The sequence below is a fragment of the Curtobacterium guangdongense genome (assembly GCF_049341845.1).
In the GTDB taxonomy this organism is placed as follows: Bacteria; Actinomycetota; Actinomycetes; order Actinomycetales; family Microbacteriaceae; genus Curtobacterium; species Curtobacterium guangdongense.
On sequence record NZ_JBMPIT010000002.1, the window covers coordinates 26,208 to 48,922 of the forward strand.

Here is a 22,715-nt window from a genome sequence, read left to right on the forward strand (position 1 = left end):
GGGGGTGCGTGCGGGTCAAGCCGGGACGGAGATCGTCGACAGGACCGCTGTGGTGATGAGGGCGAACGAGATCGCGCCGGCGTCGGGCGTGCCGACGGCGTCCTCGCCGTGGGTGCGTGCGCGGCCCATGCGGGGCAGGAGGGACGCGGTCGCGTCGGCAGCGCTGGTGGCAGCCGCTGATGCCTCGGACCAGGCGGTGGTCAGGTCGTCGCCGGCGGTGATGCGGGTGGTGAGGACGTCGTCGAAGGGGACGAGGGCGTCGACCATGGTCTTGTCGCCGACGACCGCGCCGAAGGCGAGGACCGCGTCGGTGGCGGCGTGCACCGCGCGGTGGACGGTCGCCGCTGTGGGACGTTCACGGTCCCCGATGACGCGACCCAGAGCCTCCAGTGCGGCACCCCAGATCGCACCGGACGTGCCACCGGCCTTGTCCGACCACGCATCCCCCGCGATCATGAGGACCGTGCCGGCACCCGCGCCGCGTTCGGCGGCGTCGCGTGCTGCCGTGTCGGCGGCGGTGGAGCCGCGCTGCATGCCGATGCCGTGGTCGCCGTCACCGGCGACCGCGTCGATCCGACCCAACTCGTCGGCGTGACGGTCGATGGTCGAGCGGATGGCGGTGATCGCCTCGGCGACGATCGCCGCGGACTCCCGCGACTCGGCGGTCGCTTCGGGGATGGGCGCGGACGCGTCGGCGGTGAGGCCGGCGTCGGGGAGGCGTTCCTGCGGCACCGCACCACCCTTCCGGTACGCCGGCGTGTCCGCCGGTGCCGCCCAGAGCGCTTCGAGTTCCGCGTCCAGCCAGAACAGCGTCAGCGACACCCCGGCCATGTCGAACGACGTGACGAGTTCCCCGACCTCGGGCTCCACGACCGTCAAGCCGGCATCGGTCAGGTGCCGTTGGACGGCGGCGTAGACGACGAAGAGTTCTTCGTACTTCACGCTGCCGAGCCCGTTCAGGATCGGGACCACCCGGTCACCGGCACCCTCCGGACGCTCCATGAGGAGCTTGCCGACCAGCAGCTCGGCGAGACCGTCCGCGGTCGGGACGTCCGCTTCGTCGATGCCCCGCTCCCCATGGATCCCCATCCCGATCGCCATCCGCCCCTCCGGGACCGTGAACAACGGCTCCTCAGCACCCGGCAGGGAGCAACCCGAGAAGGCGACACCGAAACTGCGCGTCCTCGCGTTGGCGTGTGCGGCGAGCTCCGCGACCTCGTCCAGGGACTTGCCCTGTTCGGCGGCGGCACCGGCGACCTTGAACACGCACAGGTCCCCCGCGATCCCCCGCCGCTTGTGCGTCTCACCCGCCGGAGCCGACGCGACGTCGTCCGTGACCCGGACCGTCCGGACCGGGATCCCCGCGTCGGTGAGCGCCCGGGCGGCGGCGTCGAAGTTCAGGACGTCACCGGCGTAGTTGCCGTAGGACAGCAGCACCCCACCACCGTGCTCGGACGCCGTCGCGACCGCGGTGACCTGCTGCGCACTCGGACTGGCGAACAGGTTCCCCATCGCCGCACCCGCCGCCACCCCATGCCCCACGAGCCCACCGAACGCCGGGTAGTGACCACTGCCACCACCCACGACCAGCGCGACCGTACCGTCCGGGCTCGCCGTGGCGCGGGCCACACCCCCGTGCACCTTCCGCACCCACCGCTGGTTCGCCGCGACGAACCCGTCCACCATCTCGTCCGCGAAGTCCGCCGGATCGTTGAACAACCGGGTCATGCGCCTGCCTCCGTGGTGACCGCGCGCTCGGCGTCGGTCGTCGTCGGTGCGGAGCCGGCGCCGCCGGTGCCGCGGTGCTGTCGGGACACGATCACCATGAGCACGCTCGACAGGACCATGAAGAAGCCGACGATGAACATCGGGATCTGGTACCCGCCGGTCCACTCGCTGACCGCGCCCGTGATGTACGGCGCCGCGAACCCACCGAGGTTGCCGACGGTGTTGATGAGTGCGACGCCGGCAGCGGCTGCGGCACCCGACAGGAACTGCGTCGGCACCGTCCAGAAGTTCGGCAGCGCCGCGAAGATCGAGCACGCGGTGATCGCGATGACCGCGACGGTGGCCGCCGGGGAGTTCATGTAGAGCGCCACGGGGATGCTGACGCCGCCGACGAGCGCGGGCAGCGCGATGTGCCAGACCTTCACGCCGCGGCGGAAGGCGTCACGGGACCAGAAGTACAGGACGACCGCGGCGGGCACGTACGGGATGGCCGTGATGAGGCCCTTCTGGAACAGGTCGAACGACGTGCCGAACTGCTCCTGGAAGCCGTCGATGATCGTCGGCAGGAAGAAGCTCAGCGCGTAGAGCCCGTAGATGAAGCCGAAGTAGACGAACGCCAGCATCCAGACACGCCCGTTGCCGAACGCGGCACGCAGACCACCCTTGCCGTGGCCGTCGTTCTTGCCCTGGGCGTCCTTGGCGAGTGCGTTCTCCAGCCAGACCTTCTCGTCCTCGTCCAGCCACTTGGCCTGGGACGGCTTGTCCTTGAGGACGAAGAGGCACAGGATGCCGACGATGATCGCGGGGATCGAGACGCAGAGGAACATGAAGCGCCAGCCGGCCAATCCGCCGAGCAGTCCCTCGTGGGTCATCAGCCAGCCGGCAAGCGGGGAGCCGATGACGCTCGTCAGCGGCTGCGCGAGGTAGAACAGCGCGAGCATCTTGCCGCGGTGGCGTGCGGGCACCCAGGTCGACAGGAACAGGATCGCGCCGGGGAAGAACCCGGCCTCCGCGATGCCGAGCAAGAAGCGCAGCCCGACGAGCTGCGGGTAGTTCTGCACCCACGTGAACAGCAGCGAGACGATGCCCCACGTGATCATGATGCGGGCGAGCCAGACGCGGGCGCCGAACTTGTGCAGGGCCAGGTTGGACGGCACCTCGAGGACGAGGTAGCCGATGAAAAAGACACCGGAGGCGAAACCGAACTGCGCGGCGGTCAGACCGAGGTCCGCCTCCATGCCGTTCGGCGCCGCGAAGGAGATCGCGGTGCGGTCGAGGAAGTTGATGAAGAACATCAGCGCCACGAACGGCACGATGCGGATGGCGATCTTGCGGATGGTCGTCTTCTCGACGACTGAGGTGGGGATACCTCGCGTGGCGGGGATGTCCACGATGACTCCTGCTCGATGGGGTGGTCGACCTCGTCCGGCGCTGCTGCGCGTGCGGGTTCCGGAACGAGTTCGGGGCGCTTCGGCGCGCCCAGGACAGTGTGCATTACAGCCCTCGTATTTGTCAACCGGTTGACCAGTTGACCGAACGGTACGATCTCCCCATGCCCGCGTTCAGCGAGAACGACCCGCTCAACATGCGACTCGAGCTCGAGTCCGTACCGACGGGTTCACCCGCCTCAGAGGTCGCCCGTCAGCTCGTCTCGTTGCTCACCGCCGGAGACCTCGCCCCCGGGTCACGCCTGCCGTCCGAGCGCATCCTCGCCGAGCAGCTCGGGGTCGGTCGTTCGGCCGTCCGTGAGGCCCTCGCGGCACTCGAGATCCTCGGCATCGTGCAGATCCGGCCGGGATCGGGCACCTACCTGCGCGGTGGCACCTCGGATCTCCTCCCCACGACGCTGTCCTGGGGCCTGATGCTCGCGTCCAACCGGACGCGGGAACTCCTCGAGATCCGCTCGTCGCTCGAACGGACGGCGGCGATCCTGGCCGTGCAGCGCGCGACGGACGAGGAACTCGACGCACTCGGCACGACCCTCGACCAGCAGGACGCGGCGCTCGACGATCCGACCGCCTTCATCGAAGCCGACGTCCGCTTCCACATCCTGCTCGCCCGGGCCGGCGGCAACGATGTGCTCGCCGACTTGTTGCAGAGCCTTCGTTCGATGCTCAGCGTGTGGGTAGGACGGCGGGTGACCACGCGTGAGGCGACCGAGGCCGCGTACCGCGAGCACCGTGCGGTCTTCGACGCGATGCGCTCGCGGGACGTCGCGGCGACCCAGCGTGCGATGGACGAGCACATGGCCACGGCGAGCGCCCGCATCGAGCACGCCGACCCGGTGCCCACGGAGTAGCACCGGTCCTTGCCGATCCGGCAACGGGGCTTGCCTGCCGAGCGCGGCGTGTGGCTGGATCGCACAATGCACGAGCATCACGACGTCCCCGCAGACGCACATCCCGACCCGGCGACGTACTGGGAAGCCCGCTACGCCGACCAGGACCGCATGTGGTCCGGCCGGGTGAACGCTGTGCTCGCCGACACGGTGGACCGATTCGGGCCCGACACGGGCGCACCGCGTGATCTCCGGGCGCTCGATCTCGGGTGCGGCGAAGGCGGCGACATCCTCTGGCTCGCGGCGCGGGGGTGGACGGTGACCGGCGTCGACCTGTCCGGCACCGCCACCGATCGCGGGCGCGCTGCGGCGGAGGCTGCCGGGCTCGGTGATCGTGTGACCTTCGTCGCCGCAGACCTGGCCGTGTGGGACTCCGACGAGCGCTTCGACCTCGTCACCGCGTCCTTCCTGCAGTCCTGGCCGGTCGAGATCCCCCGCGAGGCGATCCTGCACCGGGCCACCCGGTTCGTCGCACCCGGTGGGCACCTCCTCGTGACCGCGCACGCCGCGCCCCCTGGCGGCGTCCCCGAGGAATTCCAAGGACACCGCTTCCCGACACCCTCGGACGACCTCGATGCCCTCGCGCTCGCGCCCGGGGAGTGGGAGGTCGTCGCCGCGGAGACACGACCGCGGTCGGTCGCGCGCGACGACGGAACGGTGCACGAGCTCCTCGACAGCGTGGTGCTCGTCCGGCGGCGGTGACGACGACAGCGGCGGCACAGCCGTCGTCGTCGTCACCCTCGACTCAGTCGGGCATGGCCTCCGCGTAGACACGGAAGTCGCCGCGTTCGACGTGCATCGACCAGAGGCGCTCGGCGACGGACTCCCCCGAGTGCGACGGGTCCCCGTCGTCGATCCCGAACGGGATGATCACCTGGCCGACGTGGATGCCCTCGTCGGCGAGGGCGTCGTGCAGGAGCTGTGCGTAGGCGCTCTCCCCCGCGAAGGCCACGGACGTCCCGGTGACGCGGGCACCGGGGCGGACCGCGCTGCCGCCGTTGACGAACAGCAGCGTGCCGCGGCCGAGCGCCCGCATCCCGGGGATGACCTGGTGGGCCGCGGTGACGGAGCCGTAGATCGAGAACTCCACCGGGCCGACGAGGTCGTCGGCGACGGTCTCGAGGACCGGGCGCATGAACTCCTTCGCCGGCAGCGGGCTGTACTGCAGGACCTCGATCAGGCCGAGGTCCTCGCTCGCACGGACGAGCGCGGCGCGGAGGGCGTCCTGGTCGCGGACGTCAGCCGTGTAGCCGGCGGCGGTGATCCCCTCGCTGCCGAGGGTCTCGACGAGTGCGTCGACGCGCTGCTGGTTGCGGGCGATCAGCGCGACGGAGAAGCCCTCGCGTCCGAACCGCCGGGCGACGGCCATGCCGAGGCCCTTGCCTGCTCCGATGATGGCGATGGTGCTCATGGGCGTTGGTGCTCCTCTTCGGTGATGTGCTCGAGCCAGGTCGTCGTGAGCAACGCTACGAGCCGCAGCGTGCACGTGGGACGCCCTGGTGGTACTCCCCAGTCCCGGCGGCGTGCAGGCTCGCTGCGGTTGACTCGGAGACCCCAACCGGCCCACCAGCCCGACCGACCCACCCCACCCTGCGAGAAGGAGCACCATGACCCGCGGACGTGTCCTCATCTCCGGCGCGAGCATCGCCGGTCCCGCCCTCGCCTACTGGCTGCACCGGTACGGGTACGACACGACCGTCGTCGAGCGCGCACCCGCGCTCCGGACCGGCGGGCAGAACGTCGACGTGCGGGGTGCCGGCCGCGAGGTCACGCGTCGGATGGGCATCGAAGACGACATCCGCGCGGCCACGACCGGCGAGGTCGGCACCCGCTTCATCGGATCGAGCGGCCGTGTCATCGCCGAGTTCCCCGCAGGCACGACGGACTCCGGCGGCGCGACCGCCGAACTCGAGGTCCTGCGCGGCGACCTCGCTGCACTCCTCGTCGCGCAGACCACCGCGGACACCGAGTACCGCTACGGCGACCGCATCACCGCGATCCACGACGGCGAGGGCGTCGATGCCGTCCGCGTGGAGTTCGAGCACGCCCCGTCCGAGCACTTCGACCTGGTGGTCGCCGCGGACGGGATCGGGTCGTCCACGCGGCGACTCGTCTTCGGCGCGGAGCCGACGATCCGGTCCCTCGGCCTCGAGACCACGTACGCGACGATCCCCCGGACCGCCGCCGACGACGACTGGTGGCGGTGGTACAGCGCTCCGGGCGGACGATCCGTCACCCTGCGCCCCGACGCGCACGGCACGATCCGGGCGGCGATGTCGTTCCTCACCGACCGCACGCGCGAGCAGGCCGGTGCCGAGCTCCGGGACGTCGACGCCCAGCGGGCGCGCCTCCGTGAGCGCTTCGCCGACGCCGGGTGGGAGGCGCAGCGCGTCCTCGACGGGTTCGACGTCGCGGACGACCTCTACTCCGAGTCGATCGGTCAGGTCCGGGCACCCCGGTGGACCTCCGGCCGCGTCGCACTCGTGGGCGATGCCGCGTACTGCGCGTCGCCGATCAGCGGGATGGGCACGAGTCTCGCGATCACCGGGGCGTACGTCCTCGCCGGGGAGCTCGCCGCCCACGTCGACCACCGGGACGCGTTCCGCGGGTACGAGCGGATCATGCGACCGTACGTCGACCAGGCGCAGCAGCTCCCGCCGGGCACGCCACGAGTCGCCAATCCGAAGTCGCGGGCCGGCGTCGCGTTGTTCGGCCTCGCCGTCCGCGCGGGGTCGACCCCACTCGTCGGCAAGGTCGCCGGGCGACTCTTCACCCCGCCTGCCGATCGCATCGACCTGCCCGACTACGCCCACCTGGAGCGGTGAGGTCGTAGCGTCGGCACCATGGAACTCCTCTTCGTGCACGGCGCCCTGGTCCGCGACGGTGCCTGGTGGTGGCAGCCGACCGCCGACCTGCTGTCCGAACGGACCGGGATCCGCAGTCGGGCCGTCGAACTCCCGTCCTGCGGTGAGACCACGTCCGGCCGTCCGGCTGGTGGCCTCGTCGCTGATGCCGCCGCACTCCGCGCAGCGCTCGACGAGGTGGACGAGGCGATCGTCGTCGGACACTCCTACGGCGGCACCGTCATCGCGGAGGCCGGCTCGCACCCGGCTGTCCGCCACCTGCTGTACGTGTCGTCGTACCTCCCCGACGTCGGGCGGGCGCAGGGCGCGATCATGGCCGACGAACCGGACCCCGTGTCGATCGCCGATGCCGGGGACGGCACCCTCGGCGTCGCGGGCTACGACGCCGCCTCGTTCGGCGCCCGGTTCCTGCAGGACGCCGACGAGTCCCTGCAACGCGCCGCCTGGGAGCGCGTGACCACACAGACCGCGGCCGCGTTCGTCACCCCGACGAGCGCTGCGGGCTGGCAGGGCGTCGACTCCACCTACCTGGTCTGCACCGACGACCGCAGCACCACCGTCGCGCTCCAGCGCTCGCACGCGGCACGTGCGACACGCGCCGTCGACGTCCCGACCGGCCACCACCCCTTCATCACCCGCCCCGACATCGTCGCCGACGTGGTGGAGTCGGTGCTGTCCTGACGCCAGGTCGCACCCCCGTGTGGACATCGCGCCCGCTCACGACGGGGCGCGACGTGCGTGGCGGGGTGCGGTGCGGCTCTGGTCGCCGCTACGACGGGCTGGAGGCTCGGTGCCAGCTGGCACCCCTCCCTCGCAGGCTCGGTCGGCGCGCCCCGCGTGACGCTGGCGCGTCACTGCTGAGCGGGGCGCGCCAGTCCGTCTGTGGCCCGGACCGATCAGTCGGTGCCGGCGTCGAAGGCCGCGCCTTCGGACGCGGCGTCCGTCGCACGGCCGAGCGCGTCGTCCGCGTCGGAGGTGACGACGGCGCCACCGAGGATCTCCTCGGACTCGCCGGCTTCGAGCTCGCCGACGAGCTCACCCGTCGCCCCGCCGATGAGCCCGGCGGCCGCGTACTGCTCGAGGCGAGCACGCGAGTCCGCGATGTCGAGGTTCCGCATCGTGAGCTGGCCGATGCGGTCGTCCGGACCGAACGCGGCGTCGCCGACACGCTCCATCGAGAGCTTGTCGGGGTGGTACGACAGCGCCGGGCCGGTGGTGTCGAGGATCGTGTAGTCGTCGCCGCGACGGAGACGCAGGGTGACCTCACCGGTGACGGCGGAGGCGACCCAGCGCTGCAGCGACTCGCGGAGCATGAGCGACTGCGGGTCGAGCCAGCGGCCCTCGTACATCAGGCGACCGAGGCGGCGGCCCTCGTTGTGGTACGACGCGACGGTGTCCTCGTTGTGGATCGCGTTGAGCAGGCGCTCGTAGGCGATGTGGAGCAGCGCCATGCCGGGAGCCTCGTAGATGCCGCGGCTCTTCGCCTCGATGATGCGGTTCTCGATCTGGTCGGACGCGCCGAGGCCGTGGCGGCCACCGATGGCGTTCGCCTCGTAGACCAGCGCGACGGCGTCCGCGTACTCGACGCCGTTGATCGCGACGGGGCGACCGGCCTCGAAGCGGACGGAGACGACCTCGGTCGCGACCTCGACGTCGTCACGCCAGGCGGCGACGCCCATGATCGGCTCGACGATGTCCAGGCCGCTGGAGAGCTCTTCGAGGCTCTTGGCCTCGTGCGTGGCGCCCCAGATGTTGGCGTCCGTGGAGTACGCCTTCTCGGTGGAGTCGCGGTACGGGAAGCCCCGCGCGACGAGCCACTCGCTCATCTCCTTGCGGCCGCCGAGCTCCTCGACGAACTCGGAGTCGAGCCATGGCTTGTAGACGCGCAGACGCGGGTTCGCCATCAGGCCGTAGCGGTAGAACCGCTCGATGTCGTTGCCCTTGTAGGTGGAGCCGTCGCCCCAGATGTCGACGCCGTCTTCCTTCATCGCGCGGACGAGCATCGTGCCCGTCACGGCACGACCGAGGGGCGTCGTGTTGAAGTACGTCTTGCCGCCGGAGCGGATGTGGAACGCGCCGGTCTGCAGGGCGACGAGGCCCTCTTCGACCAGGGCGCTCTTCGCGTCGACGAGCCGGGCGATCTCCGCGCCGTACTCGTGGGCGCGACCGGGGACGGCGTCGATGTCCGGTTCGTCGTACTGGCCGATGTCGGCCGTGTACGTGCAGGGCACCGCGCCCTTCTCACGCATCCAGGCAACGGCACAGGAGGTGTCGAGACCTCCGGAGAACGCGATGCCGACTCGTTCGCCGACGGGGAGACTGCTCAGGACCTTGGACACGCTGACAATCGTAGGGGACGGGGCACGGTGCCCGGCCGTCCGGGTGGACGGTTGCGGAGAACCCGAGGAGCGATGTGCCTCCTCACTCCCCCGCGGCTCTCGACGGGGACATGAGGTCCAGCACGAACCCCATGCCGGCGCGGATGTCGGCCCATCCGGTCCGAGCACGGAGTAGTCCTGAGGCATCGGCGTCGATCAGGCCGTGGACGGTCGCGAACAGCATGATGCCGAGGTTGTGGCTCCTCGACGACGGAAGCGCGCCAGCGCGCTGGCAGTCGATGACGATGTCGGTGAAGACCTGCAGCGCGGTTTCCGCCGCGACGCCGAGGACCTCGCTGCGGACGGCGACCTCCGGAGTGCCGAAGAGGAGCCGGTACCGAGCTGGATGCTCACGGTTGAAGACGACGACGACCTCGAGCGCGTCGAGGAGACAATCCCGGACGTCCGTCCGTGCGGTGCGGATCGCTCGCCAGCGCTCGGTGATCGCGGCGTAGTCCCGGACGGCCACGGCCGCGAGCAGATCATCGCGCCCGTCGAAGTGCTTGTACGGGGCGTTGTGCGAGACGTCGACCGCCGCCGCGACCGCGCGCATCGTGACCGCGCCCTGGCCGCCCTCGTCGAGCAACCGCGATGCCGCGTCCACGAGACGGTCTCCCGTGGCGCTCACGGCGTACCGGCCATCTCGAAGCCCGCCCGCTCGACGAGCGTGGTCGAATCGCTCCAGAGCTGCGCAGCACGCCGACGGTCGTACGTCAGGGTCGCCGATCGGACCGGGGACAGCGTGCCGTCGTTCGCCTGGAAGTACTCCCCCGACCGACCGGCGAACTCGGGATCCGTGGCGAGGCGTGCGAGCGACGCGCCGGAGAAGGCGACGTCCGAGACGACTCCCCCGATCCGCTTCGACATCCACCCGAAGAAGCGTGTCGTCGCGATCCACTGCACCACGCGCGGCATGTCCCGGAGGAACCCCGTCTCGGGCACCTGTCCGGGGTCGAACGCGGTCGACGCCACCGAGCTCCCGCTCGCGCGCAGGCGCCGATCCAGCTCGTAACAAAACATCACGGCACACATCTTCGATGTCGCGTAGCGTTTCCCGGCGCTCAACGCCGGAGCGCCGTCCTTCCCGACCCCGGCGAGCAGCATGGCGTCCGGCTCGACCGCACGTCCGACCAGGCGGCCGTCGACGGAGTCGGGATCGTGTGTCCCGCTGACGGTGACGACCACACGAGCGTCCGCGGACATGGACGGCAGCAGCAGGTCGACCAGCAGGAAGTTGCCGAGGTGGTTGGTCGCGAACGTCGTCTCGTACCCGTCCGTGCTCGAGGTCACCGGGCCGTCGAACCGGCCACCGGCGTTGCAGAGCACCGCGTCCAACGCCGGAAGCACGCCGGCTCTCCGCCACCCGGCGACCTGCGCCGCGGCCTCCTGCACCGACGCCAACGACGACGTGTCGAGGTGGAGCATCCGCACCTCGGTGCCGTGCTCGGCCGTCAGCTCCGAGACGACCGGCTGCATCCGCTCGCTGCTGCGTCCGGCGAGGACCAGGTCCACCCCGGACGCCGCGAGCACTCGCGCGGCCGCCAGACCGATGCCGGAGTGGCCGCCGGTGATCACGACTGTCGTCATGGTTTCTCCTCCTAGACCGTGGTTGACGTTGTCAACCGTAGCGCCTAAGTTGACAGTGTCAACCCACCCCAGGAACGAAGGAACGAATTGTGGCAGGGAACGCAGCAGACCGGACAGCGCTGGTGACTGGTGGGAGTCGAGGCATCGGACGGGCCACGGTGCGCCGACTGGCCGCCGACGGGTTCCAGGTCGGGTTCAGCTACGCGAGCGATCGACGCGCTGCGGAGGAGACGGTCGATCTGGTCACGAGGGCCGGTGGGCGAGCGTTCGCGTTCGCAGCAGAACTCGGCACCCCAGGGGATGCCGTGCGCACTTGGGCGGCTTTCGAAGAGACCGCGCGGGCACACGGAGCCGTCGACGGCGTGGACGTCCTCGTGAACAACGCCGCAGTCGGCGGGGTCAGCCCGCTGCAGACGCTGCGCGAGGAGGAGTTCGACCGGACCTTCGCGGCGAACGTGCGAGCTCCATTGTTCCTGGTCCGCGAGGGATTGTCCCGCATGCATGACCATGGTCGAATCATCAACGTCTCCAGCCTCGCCGCGTCGTCAGCCACGCCTCCGATGATCGCCTACGGGGCGAGCAAGGCCGCCTTGGAGAACCTCACCGTCACGCTGGCAAAGGAGCTCGGCCCGCGCGGGATCACCGTCAACGCCGTCCGTCCCGGCACGGTCCGCACGGATGCGTGGAACGCACTCAGCGGGGGCAGCGACGACGCCGAGGCATCCGTCGCCGCGCGCGCGGCACTCGGCCGCATCGGCGAGCCGGCCGACATCGCAGACTTGATCGCCTTCCTCGCATCACCGGAAGCGCGATGGGTCACCGGCAGCGTCGTCAACGCCACGGGAGGAACTGCACTCTGACGCATGAGGCGGCCGGGCGGACGCGTCACACGGCCTTGCGTACGACGCGCTCCGCCCCGTGCGGCGGAAGCGGGTACTCCTCGGTCTCCCCTGTCAAGGCGAATCCGCGACGCTCGTAGAACGCGATGGCGCGGGGGTTGTCCTCGTGCACCGCGAGTGTGAGCGTCTCGCCCTCGCCGCGTGCCCACTCCTCGACGCGGGTGAGCAGCGCGTCCGCGACGCCGTGCTGACGACCACGTACCTCGGGCGCGACGAACACGCGGACCAGGAGCGGACCGTGCTCGTCGTGCACGAAGCCGCCCATCGCGCCGACCCACGTGCCGGCGTCGTCGATCGCGACGACGGAGAGGCCGTGCGGAGCCGTCCCCCAAGTACCCCGCGCCCGCCACTCGTCCTCGGTCTGCGCGCGAGCTGCATCAGCGGTCTCGAGGTAGGCGATCGGCGTGTCTTCGGTCATCCGGATGCGGATGTCGCGGATCTGCTGCCAGTCGCCGGGAGTCACTGATCGGATCTGCACGGTGTCACCGGGACTCACCATACGACGGCCTGGAGGCTCGTGGCAGGCCCGCCACGAGCCTCCAGACCGTGAAGTTATCAGTGCGCGACGTTGACGTGCGCGCGGTGCAGATCCGCGCGCTCGATCTGGTCGACGAAACCGAGGGCGTAGTCGGGAGCGGAGATCTCGCCGCCTTCGGTGACGACGGCGACGTCGTCGCCAGCGCGGTACGCACCGGTCGTCTCGCCAGGCGCGTACGCGCCGAAGCCGAGCGGCGGGCTGACGAACACCCAGTCGAGCGACTCAGCCGTGGCGGGGAGGTCCTCGATCACGAGGGCCGCGCCGGACTGGATCTCGTGGTGCAGCTCCTCCGGGACCTGGCTGAGGTCTTCGACGTACCGCGGGGCCCCCGTGGCGGGGCGGAGCGACGAGAAGCCGCCGACCACGAAGAGGCGGGCACCGGCAGCGTCGGCCAGGCGCGCGATCGTGCGCGTGACGTCGCGGAATGTGTCGGTGAGCGGGCCGCGCGGGGCGAGCGCCGACACGACGACCTCGGCGCCCTGGATCGCGGACGACAGCGCACCCTTGTCCGAGGCGTCGCCCTGGACGTAGGTGACGCCGTCGACCTGCGACTCGGGGAGCGAGCGGCTCAGGGAAGTGACCTGGTGGCCGCGTCGGGCAGCCTCCGCGACGATGGCGGCTCCGGCGTAGCCGGTACCTCCGATGACGGTGATGCTGGTCATGTGTGCCTTCCTGATCGTGCGGATGCTGGGTCAGCACTCACCGTAGGAGAGCGGCCCGCCGAGCGGAAGAAGGCACTTCGCGGTGCGTTCGGCACCGTGGAGTGACCGGGCGGGCGTGAATTCGACACCGAACGAGAGAAGCCCCGACAGGACCGTGATCCCGTCGGGGCTTCATCGAATGGTCGGGCTGACAGGATTTGAACCTGCGACCCCTTGACCCCCAGTCAAGTGCGCTACCAAGCTGCGCCACAGCCCGCGAGCCCTTGCGGACTCGGAGTCCCGGAGGACTCCGCCACCCGCACCCGACCGAGCGCGGAGCAGCCCGACCAGCATAGCGGACGCCGGACCCCTGCCGCGCCACGTCCTGTCCCGGTCTCGTGACGGCCCCGTGTCGGTCCCGTCTCCAACCATCGAGTGCGCAGAAACGGCGACCTCCCGGTGCTCGTACTCGCCACGTCTGCGCACTCGATCTCGCGCGACGCCGCGCGCACCCAGAGCGACACTGAACCACCACCCAGAGCGACACCGAGCGCCCCCACCCCGGACATGCGGCGCCCAGTACGGCCCTCGTAGGGTGGCCCGATGCGTTCCCGTACCGCCCGTGCCCTCGTCGCACTCGCGGCAGCCGGCCTCGTGCTCGGCGCCGCCGGATGCACGAACGCCAAATCGCACAACGACCGGCCGACGCTGACGAAAGCTTCCCCCGACACCGTGGCCGTCGCAGCCGAACAGGATCCCGTCGAACGGTCGATCCGGGCGAGTCGCGCACTCTTCGCCACCGCACCCGGTGCCGTCGTCGCGCCAGCCGGGAACGACAGCGCCATCGACACCGCAGCCGATGCTGCGACGAACGCGCATGTCCCCCTGCTCCTGACGAGCACGAAGCAGGAACACAGCGTCACCCGCGAGCTCGACCGCCTCGGAGCCACCTGGTACCAGGCCGAGGGCGACGTCCGGATCGACACCGACGCCCAGCGGCGATCCGCGCCGGAGGACGGCGACGCGCCGGAGTCGACCCGGTCCTCCAGGCCGGCGACCGTGGTGGTAGCGGACGGGACGGCCGATGCTGCCCCGGTGGCGACCGCGAAGGCGGCTGGTGCGCGTGTGGTGACCATGCCGGACGGCGTGACGGACCCGGCTGCGGCGCCCGACGTCGTGACCGCGCTCCACGACCACCGCGACGCGCCGACGCTGTTCGTCGGGTCCGCGTTCGGCGGGCTCGACGACCCGATGTGGACCGTCCGCGCTGCGGAGAGCGGCTTCCAGCTGCCGCACGGCGGGCAGCGACCGTTCGACGGGCACCGGTACGTCGCGATGTACGGCGCACCAGGGGCACCGTCCCTCGGCGTGCTCGGCGAGCAGGACCCTGCGGCGTCGGTCGCGCGGGCGAAACAGCTCGCGGCGTCGTACGACGACGTGTCCGACGAGCCCGTGACCCCCGCGTTCGAGGTCATCGCCACCGTCGCGGCCGGTGACGCCGGCGCCGACGGGGACTACTCGACCGAGCTTCCCGTCTCGACGCTGGAGCCCTACGTCGACGCCGCCCACGACGCCGGCATGCCGGTGATCATCGACCTGCAGCCCGGCCGCTCGGACTTCCTGTCGCAGGCGAAGCGGTACGAGTCGCTTCTGAAGAAGCCCGGTGTGTGGCTGGCGCTCGACCCGGAGTGGCGGCTGACGGCCGACCAGGTGCCCCTGCAGCAGATCGGGAGTGTGAATGCCTCGGAGGTGAACCAGGTCTCGGACTGGCTCTCGCGGCTCGTCCGCTCGGAGGGGCTGCCCCCGAAGGCACTCGTCCTGCACCAGTTCCGGCTGTCGATGATCCAGGACCGCTCGTCGCTGGAGTCGCACCCCGAGCTCGACCTGCTCATCCACGCCGACGGGCAGGGATCGCAACCGGACAAGCAGGCGACGTGGAAGGCGCTGCACGCCGATGCGCCAGCAGGCACGCACTGGGGCTGGAAGAACTTCTACGACGAGGACCAGCCGATGCTGACGCCTGCGCAGACCATGCAGGACGTGGCGCCGACGCCGTCGCTGGTCACGTACCAGTAGCGGGTTCCGGTCGCCGGTTGTCCACAGACTGGAGGCTCGACCCGCGTTTCGTCGGTCGGTCCTGACAGCATGGGGCCATGGACACCCCCGTTGCAGCCCCGCCGAACGCCTCGCCTTCTGCAGACATCGCTGCCGAAGCGCAGGCTGCGCTCGCTGCGCTCACCGGGCGTCCCGACGCCGTCTTCCACCCCGGCCAGCTCGAGGCGATCTCGGCCCTGGTCGAACACCGGCAGCGCGCGCTCGTCGTCCAGCGCACCGGATGGGGCAAGTCCGCGGTGTACTTCCTCGCGACCCTGCTCCTGCGGCGGCGCGGCGGGGGCCCGACGGTGCTCGTGTCGCCACTGCTGGCCCTGATGCGCGACCAGGTCGCAGCCGCTGCCCGCGCGGGTGTCCATGCCGTGTCGATCAACTCCGCGAACGCCCACGAGTGGTCCGACACGCAGGCCGCGCTCGCCCGCGACGAGGTCGACGTCCTGCTCGTCTCCCCCGAGCGGCTGAACAACCCGAAGTTCCGCGACGAGCAGCTGCCGACGCTGATCGCCCGGATGGGCATGCTCGTCGTCGACGAAGCGCACTGCATCTCCGACTGGGGCCACGACTTCCGGCCCGACTACCGGCGCCTCGCCGAACTCATCCGGTCCCTGCCGCACGGCGTGCCCGTGCTGGCGACCACCGCCACCGCGAACGAGCGCGTGGTCGAGGACGTCGCCGAGCAGCTCACCGCCGGTCCCGCCGATCCGGTGTTCACGATCCGCGGATCGCTCGCTCGCGCTTCCCTGCGTCTCGGGGTCCTGACCCTGCCCGACGCCCGGGCCCGGCTCGGGTGGCTCCTGGCGCACCTCGGTGACCTCCCGGGCAGCGGCATCATCTACACGCTGACCGTCTCCGCGGCAGAGGACATTGCGCGCCTGCTGCGTGAGAGCGGGTACGCCGTCCGTGCGTACACCGGGCGCACCGACACCGACGAACGCGAGCAGCTCGAGCAGCAGCTGAAGGGCAACGAGCTGAAGGCCCTCGTCGCCACCAGCGCCCTCGGCATGGGGTTCGACAAGCCCGACCTCGGGTTCGTCGTGCACGTCGGGGCGCCGTCCTCCCCCGTCGCCTACTACCAGCAGATCGGTCGTGCCGGCCGAGCGACGGACAACGCCGACGTGCTCCTGCTCCCCGGGTACGAGGACCAGGAGATCTGGAAGTACTTCGCCAGCGCGTCGATGCCGACGGAAGCCCGCGCCTCTGCGGTCCTCGGCGCACTGTCGACCGACTCGGCGATGTCGACGGTCGCGCTCGAAGGGCTCGTCGACATCAAGCGATCCACCCTCGAGCTCCTGCTCAAGGTCCTCGACGTCGACGGCGCCGTCCGTCGGGTCACCGGTGGGTGGGTCTCGACCGGGCAGCCGTGGGAGTACGACGCCGCGCGCTACGAACGTGTCGCTGCCGCCCGCGCTGCCGAGGCCGCATCGATGCTCGACTACGAGTCGACCTCGGCTTGCCGGATGCAGCTCCTGCAGCAGGACCTCGACGACCCCTCGGCAGAACCCTGTGGCCGCTGTGACAACTGTGCGGGTGCCTGGTACCCGGCCGACGTCCCTTCGGACGCGTCAGCGGGTGCCGCCTCGGCGCTCGACCAGGTCGGCGTCGAGATCGCGTCCCGCGCGCAGTGGCCCTCCGGCATGTCCGCGCTGAACGTGCCCGTCCGCGGAAAGCTCGCCGCGGACGAGGTCGTCGCGCCCGGTCGCGCGGTCGCCCGCCTGACCGACCTCGGGTGGGGTGGTCCACTGCGTGCGCTCTTCGCGTCCGGGGTCGCCGACGCACCGGTCTCGCGCGAACTCCTCGACGGGTGCATCCGAGCGCTCAAGGACTGGCCGTGGCAGACCCGGCCGACCGGTGTCGTGGCGATGTCGTCGCAGTCCCGGCCGCAGCTCGTCTCGTCGCTCGCGCAGGCGCTGTCGTCGATCGGGAAGCTCGAGTTCCTCGGGACGCTCGACCGCACCGGAGGGACTCCGCGAGGGGACGGCGCGACGAACAGCGCCTACCGGCTCGCCGGGGTGTGGGACAGCTTCACGGTCGGGCCCGCTCTGTCTTCGGCGCTGCAATCACACCAAGGTCCGGTGTTGCTCGTGGACGACCTCGTGGACAGCCGGTGGACGATGACCGTCGCCGGTCGGGAGCTCCGGCGTGCGGGGGCGTCCGCCGTGCTGCCGTTCGCGCTGGCTACCGTCGCATAGCGGGCGTCCCGCTGCCGTGCGGGCCGGCTGGTGTCTTGCTGCCCTGCGCGCTGGCTAGGGTCGCGCTGCGGTCGGCCACACCCGCTCGGCTATCGCGACCACCGAGCGGACCTTGGCCCACTGCTCGTCCTCGGTCAGGACGTTGCCCTCCTCGGTCGACGCGAAGCCGCACTGCGGGCTCAGCGCCAGCTGCTCGAGCGGGGCGAACTCGGCGGCCTCGGCGATCCGACGCTCGATGACGGCCGGGTCCTCGAGCTCCCCCGACTTCGACGTGATCAGTCCGAGGACGACGACCTGGTCGCCCTTCGGCAGGAACCTCAGCGGCTCGAACCCACCCGCGCGGTCGCTGTCGTACTCCAGGAAGAAGCCGTCGTAGCCGGTGTGACCGAGCATCTGCTCCGCCACCGGCTCGTACCCGCCCGACGCGATCCACGTCGACCGGAAGTTCCCGCGACACACGTGCGTCGTCACGACCAGGTCGTCGGGCCGACCATCGAGGACCCGGCGGATGATCGTGGCGAACCGCTCCGCGATGCCATCGGTCTCGATCCCCCGAACCCGAGCCTTCTCCATCTCCACATCAGAGCAGGCGTACGCCCACGCCGTGTCGTCGAGCTGCAGGTAGCGCACGCCGGCGTCGTAGAACGCGGCGATCGCATCACGGTAGGCCCGCACGAGGTCATCGGTGATCGCATCGCGGTCGGCGTAGTGGTCTGTGCGGATCTGGTCCGCGTCGAGCCGGAAGTCGAACACCGTCGGCGACGGGATCGTCATCTTCGCCGTCACACCGCGCTGCTCCGCTTCGGCGAGCACGAACGCGGCGTGGGCGAGGAACGGGTGGTCTGCCGGGAAGGACACCGGCCCGGTGACGCGCATGCCCTTCGGGGTGGTCTCGACCCCCTGGAAGGCGATGCCGTGGTCGAGCTCGACGACCTCCACGCCGTTCAGGCCACCCCAGAAGTCGAGGTGCCACCAGGCGCGGCGGAACTCACCGTCGGTCGCGAGCTGCAGCCCGGCCTCGACCTCGGAGTCGATCAGGCCGCGGATCGCCTCGTCCTCCACCGACTGCAGCTCCGTCGGGTCGATCGTGGCCGCGGCAGCGCGCTGACGGGCGCCCTTCACGCTGGTGGGGCGGAGGAAGCTGCCGACGATGTCGGCGCGGTACGGCGGTCGCTGCGAGGTCATCAGTCGATGGTATCGACGGACCCTTGCGGCGCTGCGCTCAGGGGGTGATCAACACGATGACGAGCGCGCCGATCGCGGCTGCAACGATCCCGACGAGTGCGCCGACGGTGCCGGACCGGGCCGTCAGCTTCGTCGGGATGGTGACGGCGCCGAAGAACACGAGCCCGACGACGACGATCCCAGCGACGGCGGGGAGCACTTCACGGCTGCCAAATCCTCCCCACGCGAAGGCCGCGAGCACCCACGGAGGGAAGGCGACCACGGTCGCGAGCGGCAATGTCCACCAGAGCTGGCGCCATCTCTTGCGATCAGCGCTAGCGATCTTTTCCGTCCCCACCGTCGGCAGCGTAGCGGTCGTCGTCCCGTACATCAGTAGATGCGAGGTCGCTTGAAGTCGTCGGGGAGACGGATGCAGGGTGAGGCCGAGTCGATGTCCAGCACCGTGCCGTGGTCCCACACGGTGAGCAGCATCTGAACGCCGTCATCCGTCGCGATCGTGTATCGACGGCGCCCCGAGAGCAATTTGTCCTCTCGCACGTCATCACCACGTTCCTCGGCTCGGACGGCCAGCTTCTCCTGCGCACCCTCACCATCCATGCCCTCCCGCAAAGACGCCCTGATGTTCCCGCTCCACACGTATCCATCCGAGCACGGCAGGAACGTGCCTTCGGACAGTTGATCGATGTCGATCACGTCCTCTTTCGGGAGGAGTTCTATGGCCGCACGCTCGGAACGCTGCGTCAACTGCTTCGCAGCAGCGAGGCGTTCCATGGGGTCTCCTTGATCCGCAGCGTTCGGAGCGCATCCGGCGAGGGCGCCCACAACGAATGCGACGCCGACTGCCTTGACGATTCGCATCAATCGCTCTCCCCGCGCTCACACCCGAAGTCCCTTCGGACCACCGGTCGGTTCACTCGTTGCGCAAACGTCCTGGACCGACGGTTCAGAATTCACCGCCTCGGTAGAACTCCTTCGGAAGCGAGAAGCAGTCCGAGAACGATCCTCCGTCGATGCTGTGCGGTGCACTGTCGAGCAACACAGAGACCCCCTCGTGATTGGACACCGTGATGCGCTCCGTCCCGTTGAACGACTTGCTTTGCTCCACCTCCAAGCCTGCGTCGTCCGCACGCTGCCCGAGCTCACCGAGGACGATCTCTGGCTGTGCACCCGTGCGCAGATTGATCGTGATGCCGCCCGCCCACATGTCGCCTTGCTCGCATGACTGCAACGAGCCATTCGGAAGCTGCCTGATCTCATCGACGGCCGTATTCGGCACGAGATCCGCGACTCGCTGCTCGAGCCGTTGTGTTCGCGCTTTCGCGTCAGCCACTCGCTGGCCCGGACTCTGCACCACAGTCGACGTGTTGGCGGCGCACCCGCCCAGGAACGCGACCCCCATCGTGATCGCGAGGATTCGTGTGATCCTCATGATCAGCTCCTCGTTTCGGGCAGGGCGTGGCACGCAGTACCGGTTCTCACGCATTTCATCCGCAACCCCCAATGCCTCGCCAATTTCCTTCAGTACGTCCCCTCGTCTTGAAAGTCCGCAGGGACCGAGAAGCACTTCGAGAATGAATCGATGTCGATCCCGGTTCCGCCAGCCCGAGGCGACAGGTAGACCGTGTTGCCCGCATCATCGCCAAGCTGCAGACGAGGGTTCCCTCCGGAAGAAGTCTGCTCGTCTACGGTGAACTTCGACTCGAGAGCATCAGAGGTCACGGCGTCGAACACCGACTGGACAGCTACACCACTCGCCAAGCTCACTCGGGTGCTCCCCGACCATTGCTTGCCATCACCGCACGAGACGAGCACGCCATTCGGGCGCTGTGAGACCGCGATCCGACTACTGGTCGGGATCAGCTCCACGACCACCTTCTCTGCGCCTTGGGCGGACTCTTTCGCTGCGGCTATACGGGCCTCCGGAGACGCCTGACCCTCATCAGACATTGCGCAGCCCGCGAGCAACAATGAGAGCGGCCCGACCACGAGGGCGGCGGTGTACCTCACTTTATCGGTCCGTCGACGAAGTCTTTCCGGTCGTGTCGCACCATCCCTCGGCAGCGCCATCAATAGGAAGGATCAGGTACGAAGTCAGTCGGCACCGAGAAGCACGCGGAAAACGAACTGACACGCATCTCGGTACCGTCTCCGTCCGCACCTATGAGCAGGGAGATTCCGGACTTCGTGTGCACTTTCAGGCGAGGAAAACCATCGACAGCAGCATCACGGTCGACCTCGAATCCTTTTTGCTTCGCAGCGGTCTCGAGCGAATCGGTCAACGCGGTCGAATCCACACCGGGTGTCAGCCGAAGTCGGCTGTGCCCCGCCCATTGATCGGCATCATCGGAGCACGACAGGAGCGAGCCGAGTTCCTCTTGCTTCACGGACACCACCTTCTCGGCCGGGATGAGACCAACCAGCTCAAGTTCAACCCGCTGCGTTGCTTCTTTGACCGCCGCGATTCTCTGCTCGGGGCTCTGAACCGAGCGAGGTTCCGAATCTTGTGAGCAACCACCAACCATGACCATCATCCCAATCCCGAGTAAAAGACCTAGCGCTTTCATCTGTTCCCACTAGCCATGTATAGGCTTTCACGCACGTCGTGCACGAGCTCCGACCCCTCAAACCTTCCAGCGGCGTTCTACCAGGAGCCAGCGCCGCTGAACCCGTTCGGCACTGCGAAGCACCGCGACGAGGAAGTGAGCGCGACTTCGTACCCCTTTGCGCCCTGGGCGACGAGGTATCCCTCGCCCTCATCGCCAACGATCTCAACAGTCGGAGCTCCCGCTGAGTCGGACCCGCGGTTCGCTGCGTAACCATCGTGATTGCCCCATTGTTCCAGGAGAACATCGACTACCGATTCCATGTCGACCTTTCCGCGGACGACAACATCGGCCCCTCCGACCCACTGGCGATCTCCCCCAGCGCAAGTGAAGAGGGCGCCATTCGAGGACTGGCGAATATCCCCGTGACCCGGAATGCTCTCGGCGATCTGGCGTTCGGTCGCCTGGGTTAGAGCCTTCCGGTCCTCAATCGTCCGCTCAGTAGTCGGGCTCGCCGCGTTGGACGATTCCACGGGCGCCGAACTTTCTTCTGGGTTCATTCGGGCACAACCAGTCAGCAGAAGACCGGTTGCGAAAACAAGCGCGAATATTTTCACGAGGCTCAACGATCAACGTAAATGGTTTGATCGATCCTCTTCATTACTTCACGGCCGTTCTTCAATGCTTCGGGTGCAAGATTGCAATGCTTGTTGGTACAAAAGTCTCCTCTGCAACGCCGAACACCGAACGGGTATCTACAACAGGTTTCGGACCCTCAAGCACATGAATCTCGAAGGATCCGTCGAGGAGCGGTATGCGACCGCCCCACCCCTTTTCGGTCAGCTGCGCCTCCACGAGAAGATAGGCCTAACCCTCCTGAACGCACCTTGTCGTCGGACTCGGTCCTCATTGCGAGTGCGACGCCGACCAGTCGTCATCAGGTCCCACTCGCCCTTGCTCCGAGCCGGATTCAGCCTTTGTTCACGGTTTCGTCCTCACCCGGCGCCCGCCTAAGTGCGTCCGAGTTCGTCGTATCCGAGGCTGAAGCTGACCGGGTCACTCAATAATCCGGAACCTCCCCCGGCCATTTTCCCCATTTCCGCTCGAGAGCTTTGGCCGCAATGAGGGCGGTGCCCCGATGACCGGAGGCTAGAGAGGACGCGTCGATCAGTTTTCATCGAGTCTCGCTATCCGGACGCGGCTCCGGACCTGCGTCAGTCCTTTCCATAGGTCCCCGGCGGCTTACCTGGCCACTTGCCGAAACGGTCCTCGAGCAGTCGGGCAGGCACATTGCCCGACTGTGCACCCGGAATCGGGGAGCCGTTCTCGACCCAGCCTGCTCGATCCAATAGCTTCCCGACGCTGAGCGCCTCAGCACCGTCGACGCCGACGGTGACACCTCGAGCCAGAGGCCTACCTGCGCCCGTCGACCACCCTGTCTGCAAGATGAAATCGACCTCAGCGTCACTCACCTGATCATTCGTGGTCCCAGAATCCATCTTGAGAATCACCACCGCACGGCTCGTGTTCGCCGCCGAGAGGCCACTCGTGTCCTTCTCTATTGAGACCGAAGCGTCCTTAACCCCGGGCAGCGTCTTTAGAGCACTCTCCGCCTCCGCCGGCGTCTGTCCCGCAGGAGAGCTGTTTGCACAGGATGCGAGCACCAGCGCCGTCGCCATCAGCCCAACAAATATCACAGCACGCTTCATGTCT

General features: G+C 69.1%; 22 protein-coding genes and 1 tRNA gene. 7 read left to right on the plus strand and 16 right to left on the minus strand.

From position 1 onward, the window contains the following. Positions 1-15: 15 nt before the first annotated feature. Both ACO0E1_RS02540 and ACO0E1_RS02545 read right to left on the minus strand, forming a co-directional pair. Entirely contained in the window at positions 16-1,728 is a 1,713-nt protein-coding gene (locus ACO0E1_RS02540) for a dihydroxyacetone kinase family protein (RefSeq protein ID WP_422872757.1), read from the minus strand. After that, positions 1,725-3,119 carry an MFS transporter gene (locus ACO0E1_RS02545; RefSeq protein WP_422872758.1) on the minus strand — a complete coding sequence of 465 codons (1,395 nt, stop codon included), beginning with the start codon at positions 3,117-3,119 and terminating at the stop codon, positions 1,725-1,727. Before ACO0E1_RS02545 ends, ACO0E1_RS02540 begins: the two co-directional genes overlap by 4 nt. 161 nt (positions 3,120-3,280) lie before the next feature. Here ACO0E1_RS02545 and ACO0E1_RS02550 point away from each other — a divergent pair, with 161 nt between their 5' ends. Then, a complete protein-coding gene (locus tag ACO0E1_RS02550) occupies positions 3,281-4,027 on the plus strand; it encodes a FadR/GntR family transcriptional regulator (protein WP_422872759.1) in 747 nt (248 codons plus the stop codon). Positions 4,028-4,093: 66 nt separating this feature from the next. After that, positions 4,094-4,768: a class I SAM-dependent methyltransferase gene (locus ACO0E1_RS02555; protein ID WP_422872760.1), complete on the plus strand. Its 675-nt coding sequence runs from the start codon at positions 4,094-4,096 to the stop codon at positions 4,766-4,768. Positions 4,769-4,811: 43 nt separating this feature from the next. Here ACO0E1_RS02555 and ACO0E1_RS02560 read toward each other — a convergent pair whose 3' ends face one another. Beyond that, positions 4,812-5,477: an SDR family NAD(P)-dependent oxidoreductase gene (locus tag ACO0E1_RS02560; protein ID WP_422872761.1), complete on the minus strand. Its 666-nt coding sequence runs from the start codon at positions 5,475-5,477 to the stop codon at positions 4,812-4,814. Positions 5,478-5,673: 196 nt separating this feature from the next. On the opposite strand from ACO0E1_RS02560, the gene ACO0E1_RS02565 reads away from it, so the two are divergent. After that, on the plus strand, positions 5,674-6,891 hold the full coding sequence (locus tag ACO0E1_RS02565; RefSeq protein ID WP_422872762.1) for an FAD-dependent monooxygenase: 1,218 nt from the start codon (positions 5,674-5,676) through the stop codon (positions 6,889-6,891). Between the two features lie 18 nt (positions 6,892-6,909). After that, on the plus strand, positions 6,910-7,611 hold the full coding sequence (locus ACO0E1_RS02570; RefSeq protein WP_422872763.1) for an alpha/beta hydrolase: 702 nt from the start codon (positions 6,910-6,912) through the stop codon (positions 7,609-7,611). A gap of 215 nt (positions 7,612-7,826) precedes the next feature. Here the strand turns inward: ACO0E1_RS02570 and argG are convergent, their stop codons facing one another. The 3 genes from argG to ACO0E1_RS02585 form a co-directional block, all read right to left on the minus strand. Further along, positions 7,827-9,269: an argininosuccinate synthase gene (gene argG / locus ACO0E1_RS02575; RefSeq protein ID WP_402729332.1), complete on the minus strand. Its 1,443-nt coding sequence runs from the start codon at positions 9,267-9,269 to the stop codon at positions 7,827-7,829. 82 nt (positions 9,270-9,351) lie between these two features. Beyond that, positions 9,352-9,936 carry a TetR/AcrR family transcriptional regulator gene (locus ACO0E1_RS02580; RefSeq protein ID WP_422872764.1) on the minus strand — a complete coding sequence of 195 codons (585 nt, stop codon included), beginning with the start codon at positions 9,934-9,936 and terminating at the stop codon, positions 9,352-9,354. Then, positions 9,933-10,895, minus strand: coding sequence for an SDR family NAD(P)-dependent oxidoreductase (locus tag ACO0E1_RS02585; RefSeq protein WP_422872765.1), 963 nt, complete (start codon positions 10,893-10,895; stop codon positions 9,933-9,935). The genes ACO0E1_RS02580 and ACO0E1_RS02585 overlap by 4 nt, the downstream gene beginning before the upstream one ends. 122 nt (positions 10,896-11,017) lie before the next feature. Between ACO0E1_RS02585 and ACO0E1_RS02590 the strand changes: the two genes are divergently transcribed. Further along, positions 11,018-11,755: an SDR family NAD(P)-dependent oxidoreductase gene (locus ACO0E1_RS02590; RefSeq protein WP_422873112.1), complete on the plus strand. Its 738-nt coding sequence runs from the start codon at positions 11,018-11,020 to the stop codon at positions 11,753-11,755. 25 nt (positions 11,756-11,780) lie between these two features. Here the strand turns inward: ACO0E1_RS02590 and ACO0E1_RS02595 are convergent, their stop codons facing one another. From ACO0E1_RS02595 to ACO0E1_RS02605, 3 genes are all read right to left on the minus strand, one after another. Continuing rightward, a complete protein-coding gene (locus ACO0E1_RS02595) occupies positions 11,781-12,272 on the minus strand; it encodes a GNAT family N-acetyltransferase (protein ID WP_422872766.1) in 492 nt (163 codons plus the stop codon). Between the two features lie 77 nt (positions 12,273-12,349). Further along, positions 12,350-12,994, minus strand: coding sequence for an NAD(P)-dependent oxidoreductase (locus ACO0E1_RS02600; RefSeq protein WP_422872767.1), 645 nt, complete (start codon positions 12,992-12,994; stop codon positions 12,350-12,352). Between the two features lie 179 nt (positions 12,995-13,173). After that, a tRNA-Pro gene (locus tag ACO0E1_RS02605) sits at positions 13,174-13,250 on the minus strand. Between the two features lie 326 nt (positions 13,251-13,576). Here ACO0E1_RS02605 and ACO0E1_RS02610 point away from each other — a divergent pair. Together ACO0E1_RS02610 and ACO0E1_RS02615 are read left to right on the plus strand one after the other, a co-directional pair. Beyond that, entirely contained in the window at positions 13,577-15,049 is a 1,473-nt protein-coding gene (locus ACO0E1_RS02610; RefSeq protein WP_422872768.1) for a hypothetical protein, read from the plus strand. Positions 15,050-15,126: 77 nt separating this feature from the next. Next, positions 15,127-17,274, plus strand: a complete 2,148-nt coding sequence (locus ACO0E1_RS02615; RefSeq protein WP_422872769.1) for a RecQ family ATP-dependent DNA helicase — start codon at positions 15,127-15,129, stop codon at positions 17,272-17,274. 54 nt (positions 17,275-17,328) lie between these two features. Here ACO0E1_RS02615 and ACO0E1_RS02620 read toward each other — a convergent pair whose 3' ends face one another. From ACO0E1_RS02620 to ACO0E1_RS02650, 7 genes are all read right to left on the minus strand, one after another. Continuing rightward, positions 17,329-18,459 (minus strand): 5-methyltetrahydropteroyltriglutamate--homocysteine S-methyltransferase, encoded by a 1,131-nt coding sequence (locus ACO0E1_RS02620; RefSeq protein ID WP_422872770.1) that lies wholly within the window; start codon positions 18,457-18,459, stop codon positions 17,329-17,331. Positions 18,460-18,496: 37 nt separating this feature from the next. Beyond that, positions 18,497-18,721 carry a hypothetical protein gene (locus tag ACO0E1_RS02625; RefSeq protein ID WP_422872771.1) on the minus strand — a complete coding sequence of 75 codons (225 nt, stop codon included), beginning with the start codon at positions 18,719-18,721 and terminating at the stop codon, positions 18,497-18,499. A 107-nt stretch (positions 18,722-18,828) separates the two neighbouring features. Beyond that, entirely contained in the window at positions 18,829-19,230 is a 402-nt protein-coding gene (locus ACO0E1_RS02630) for a hypothetical protein (RefSeq protein ID WP_422872772.1), read from the minus strand. 172 nt (positions 19,231-19,402) lie between these two features. After that, on the minus strand, positions 19,403-19,888 hold the full coding sequence (locus ACO0E1_RS02635) for a hypothetical protein (protein WP_422872773.1): 486 nt from the start codon (positions 19,886-19,888) through the stop codon (positions 19,403-19,405). An 89-nt stretch (positions 19,889-19,977) separates the two neighbouring features. Then, on the minus strand, positions 19,978-20,466 hold the full coding sequence (locus ACO0E1_RS02640) for a hypothetical protein (RefSeq protein WP_422872774.1): 489 nt from the start codon (positions 20,464-20,466) through the stop codon (positions 19,978-19,980). Between the two features lie 59 nt (positions 20,467-20,525). After that, positions 20,526-20,990 carry a hypothetical protein gene (locus ACO0E1_RS02645; protein WP_422872775.1) on the minus strand — a complete coding sequence of 155 codons (465 nt, stop codon included), beginning with the start codon at positions 20,988-20,990 and terminating at the stop codon, positions 20,526-20,528. A gap of 1,226 nt (positions 20,991-22,216) precedes the next feature. Then, complete coding sequence (locus ACO0E1_RS02650) at positions 22,217-22,711, minus strand: hypothetical protein (RefSeq protein WP_422872776.1); 495 nt, start codon at positions 22,709-22,711, stop codon at positions 22,217-22,219. Positions 22,712-22,715: the final 4 nt, after the last annotated feature.

Coding starts and splice junctions, on each gene's coding strand:
- ACO0E1_RS02540 (WP_422872757.1), bottom strand. CDS start 1,728: ATGACCCGGTTGTTCAACGATCCGGCGGACTTCGCGGACGAGATGGTG.
- ACO0E1_RS02550 (WP_422872759.1), top strand. CDS start 3,281: ATGCCCGCGTTCAGCGAGAACGACCCGCTCAACATGCGACTCGAGCTC.
- ACO0E1_RS02555 (WP_422872760.1), top strand. CDS start 4,094: ATGCACGAGCATCACGACGTCCCCGCAGACGCACATCCCGACCCGGCG.
- ACO0E1_RS02560 (WP_422872761.1), bottom strand. CDS start 5,477: ATGAGCACCATCGCCATCATCGGAGCAGGCAAGGGCCTCGGCATGGCC.
- ACO0E1_RS02565 (WP_422872762.1), top strand. CDS start 5,674: ATGACCCGCGGACGTGTCCTCATCTCCGGCGCGAGCATCGCCGGTCCC.
- ACO0E1_RS02570 (WP_422872763.1), top strand. CDS start 6,910: ATGGAACTCCTCTTCGTGCACGGCGCCCTGGTCCGCGACGGTGCCTGG.
- ACO0E1_RS02585 (WP_422872765.1), bottom strand. CDS start 10,895: ATGACGACAGTCGTGATCACCGGCGGCCACTCCGGCATCGGTCTGGCG.
- ACO0E1_RS02600 (WP_422872767.1), bottom strand. CDS start 12,994: ATGACCAGCATCACCGTCATCGGAGGTACCGGCTACGCCGGAGCCGCC.
- ACO0E1_RS02610 (WP_422872768.1), top strand. CDS start 13,577: ATGCGTTCCCGTACCGCCCGTGCCCTCGTCGCACTCGCGGCAGCCGGC.
- ACO0E1_RS02615 (WP_422872769.1), top strand. CDS start 15,127: ATGGACACCCCCGTTGCAGCCCCGCCGAACGCCTCGCCTTCTGCAGAC.
- ACO0E1_RS02620 (WP_422872770.1), bottom strand. CDS start 18,459: ATGACCTCGCAGCGACCGCCGTACCGCGCCGACATCGTCGGCAGCTTC.
- ACO0E1_RS02630 (WP_422872772.1), bottom strand. CDS start 19,230: ATGGAACGCCTCGCTGCTGCGAAGCAGTTGACGCAGCGTTCCGAGCGT.
- ACO0E1_RS02635 (WP_422872773.1), bottom strand. CDS start 19,888: ATGAGGATCACACGAATCCTCGCGATCACGATGGGGGTCGCGTTCCTG.
- ACO0E1_RS02645 (WP_422872775.1), bottom strand. CDS start 20,990: ATGATGGTCATGGTTGGTGGTTGCTCACAAGATTCGGAACCTCGCTCG.
- ACO0E1_RS02650 (WP_422872776.1), bottom strand. CDS start 22,711: ATGAAGCGTGCTGTGATATTTGTTGGGCTGATGGCGACGGCGCTGGTG.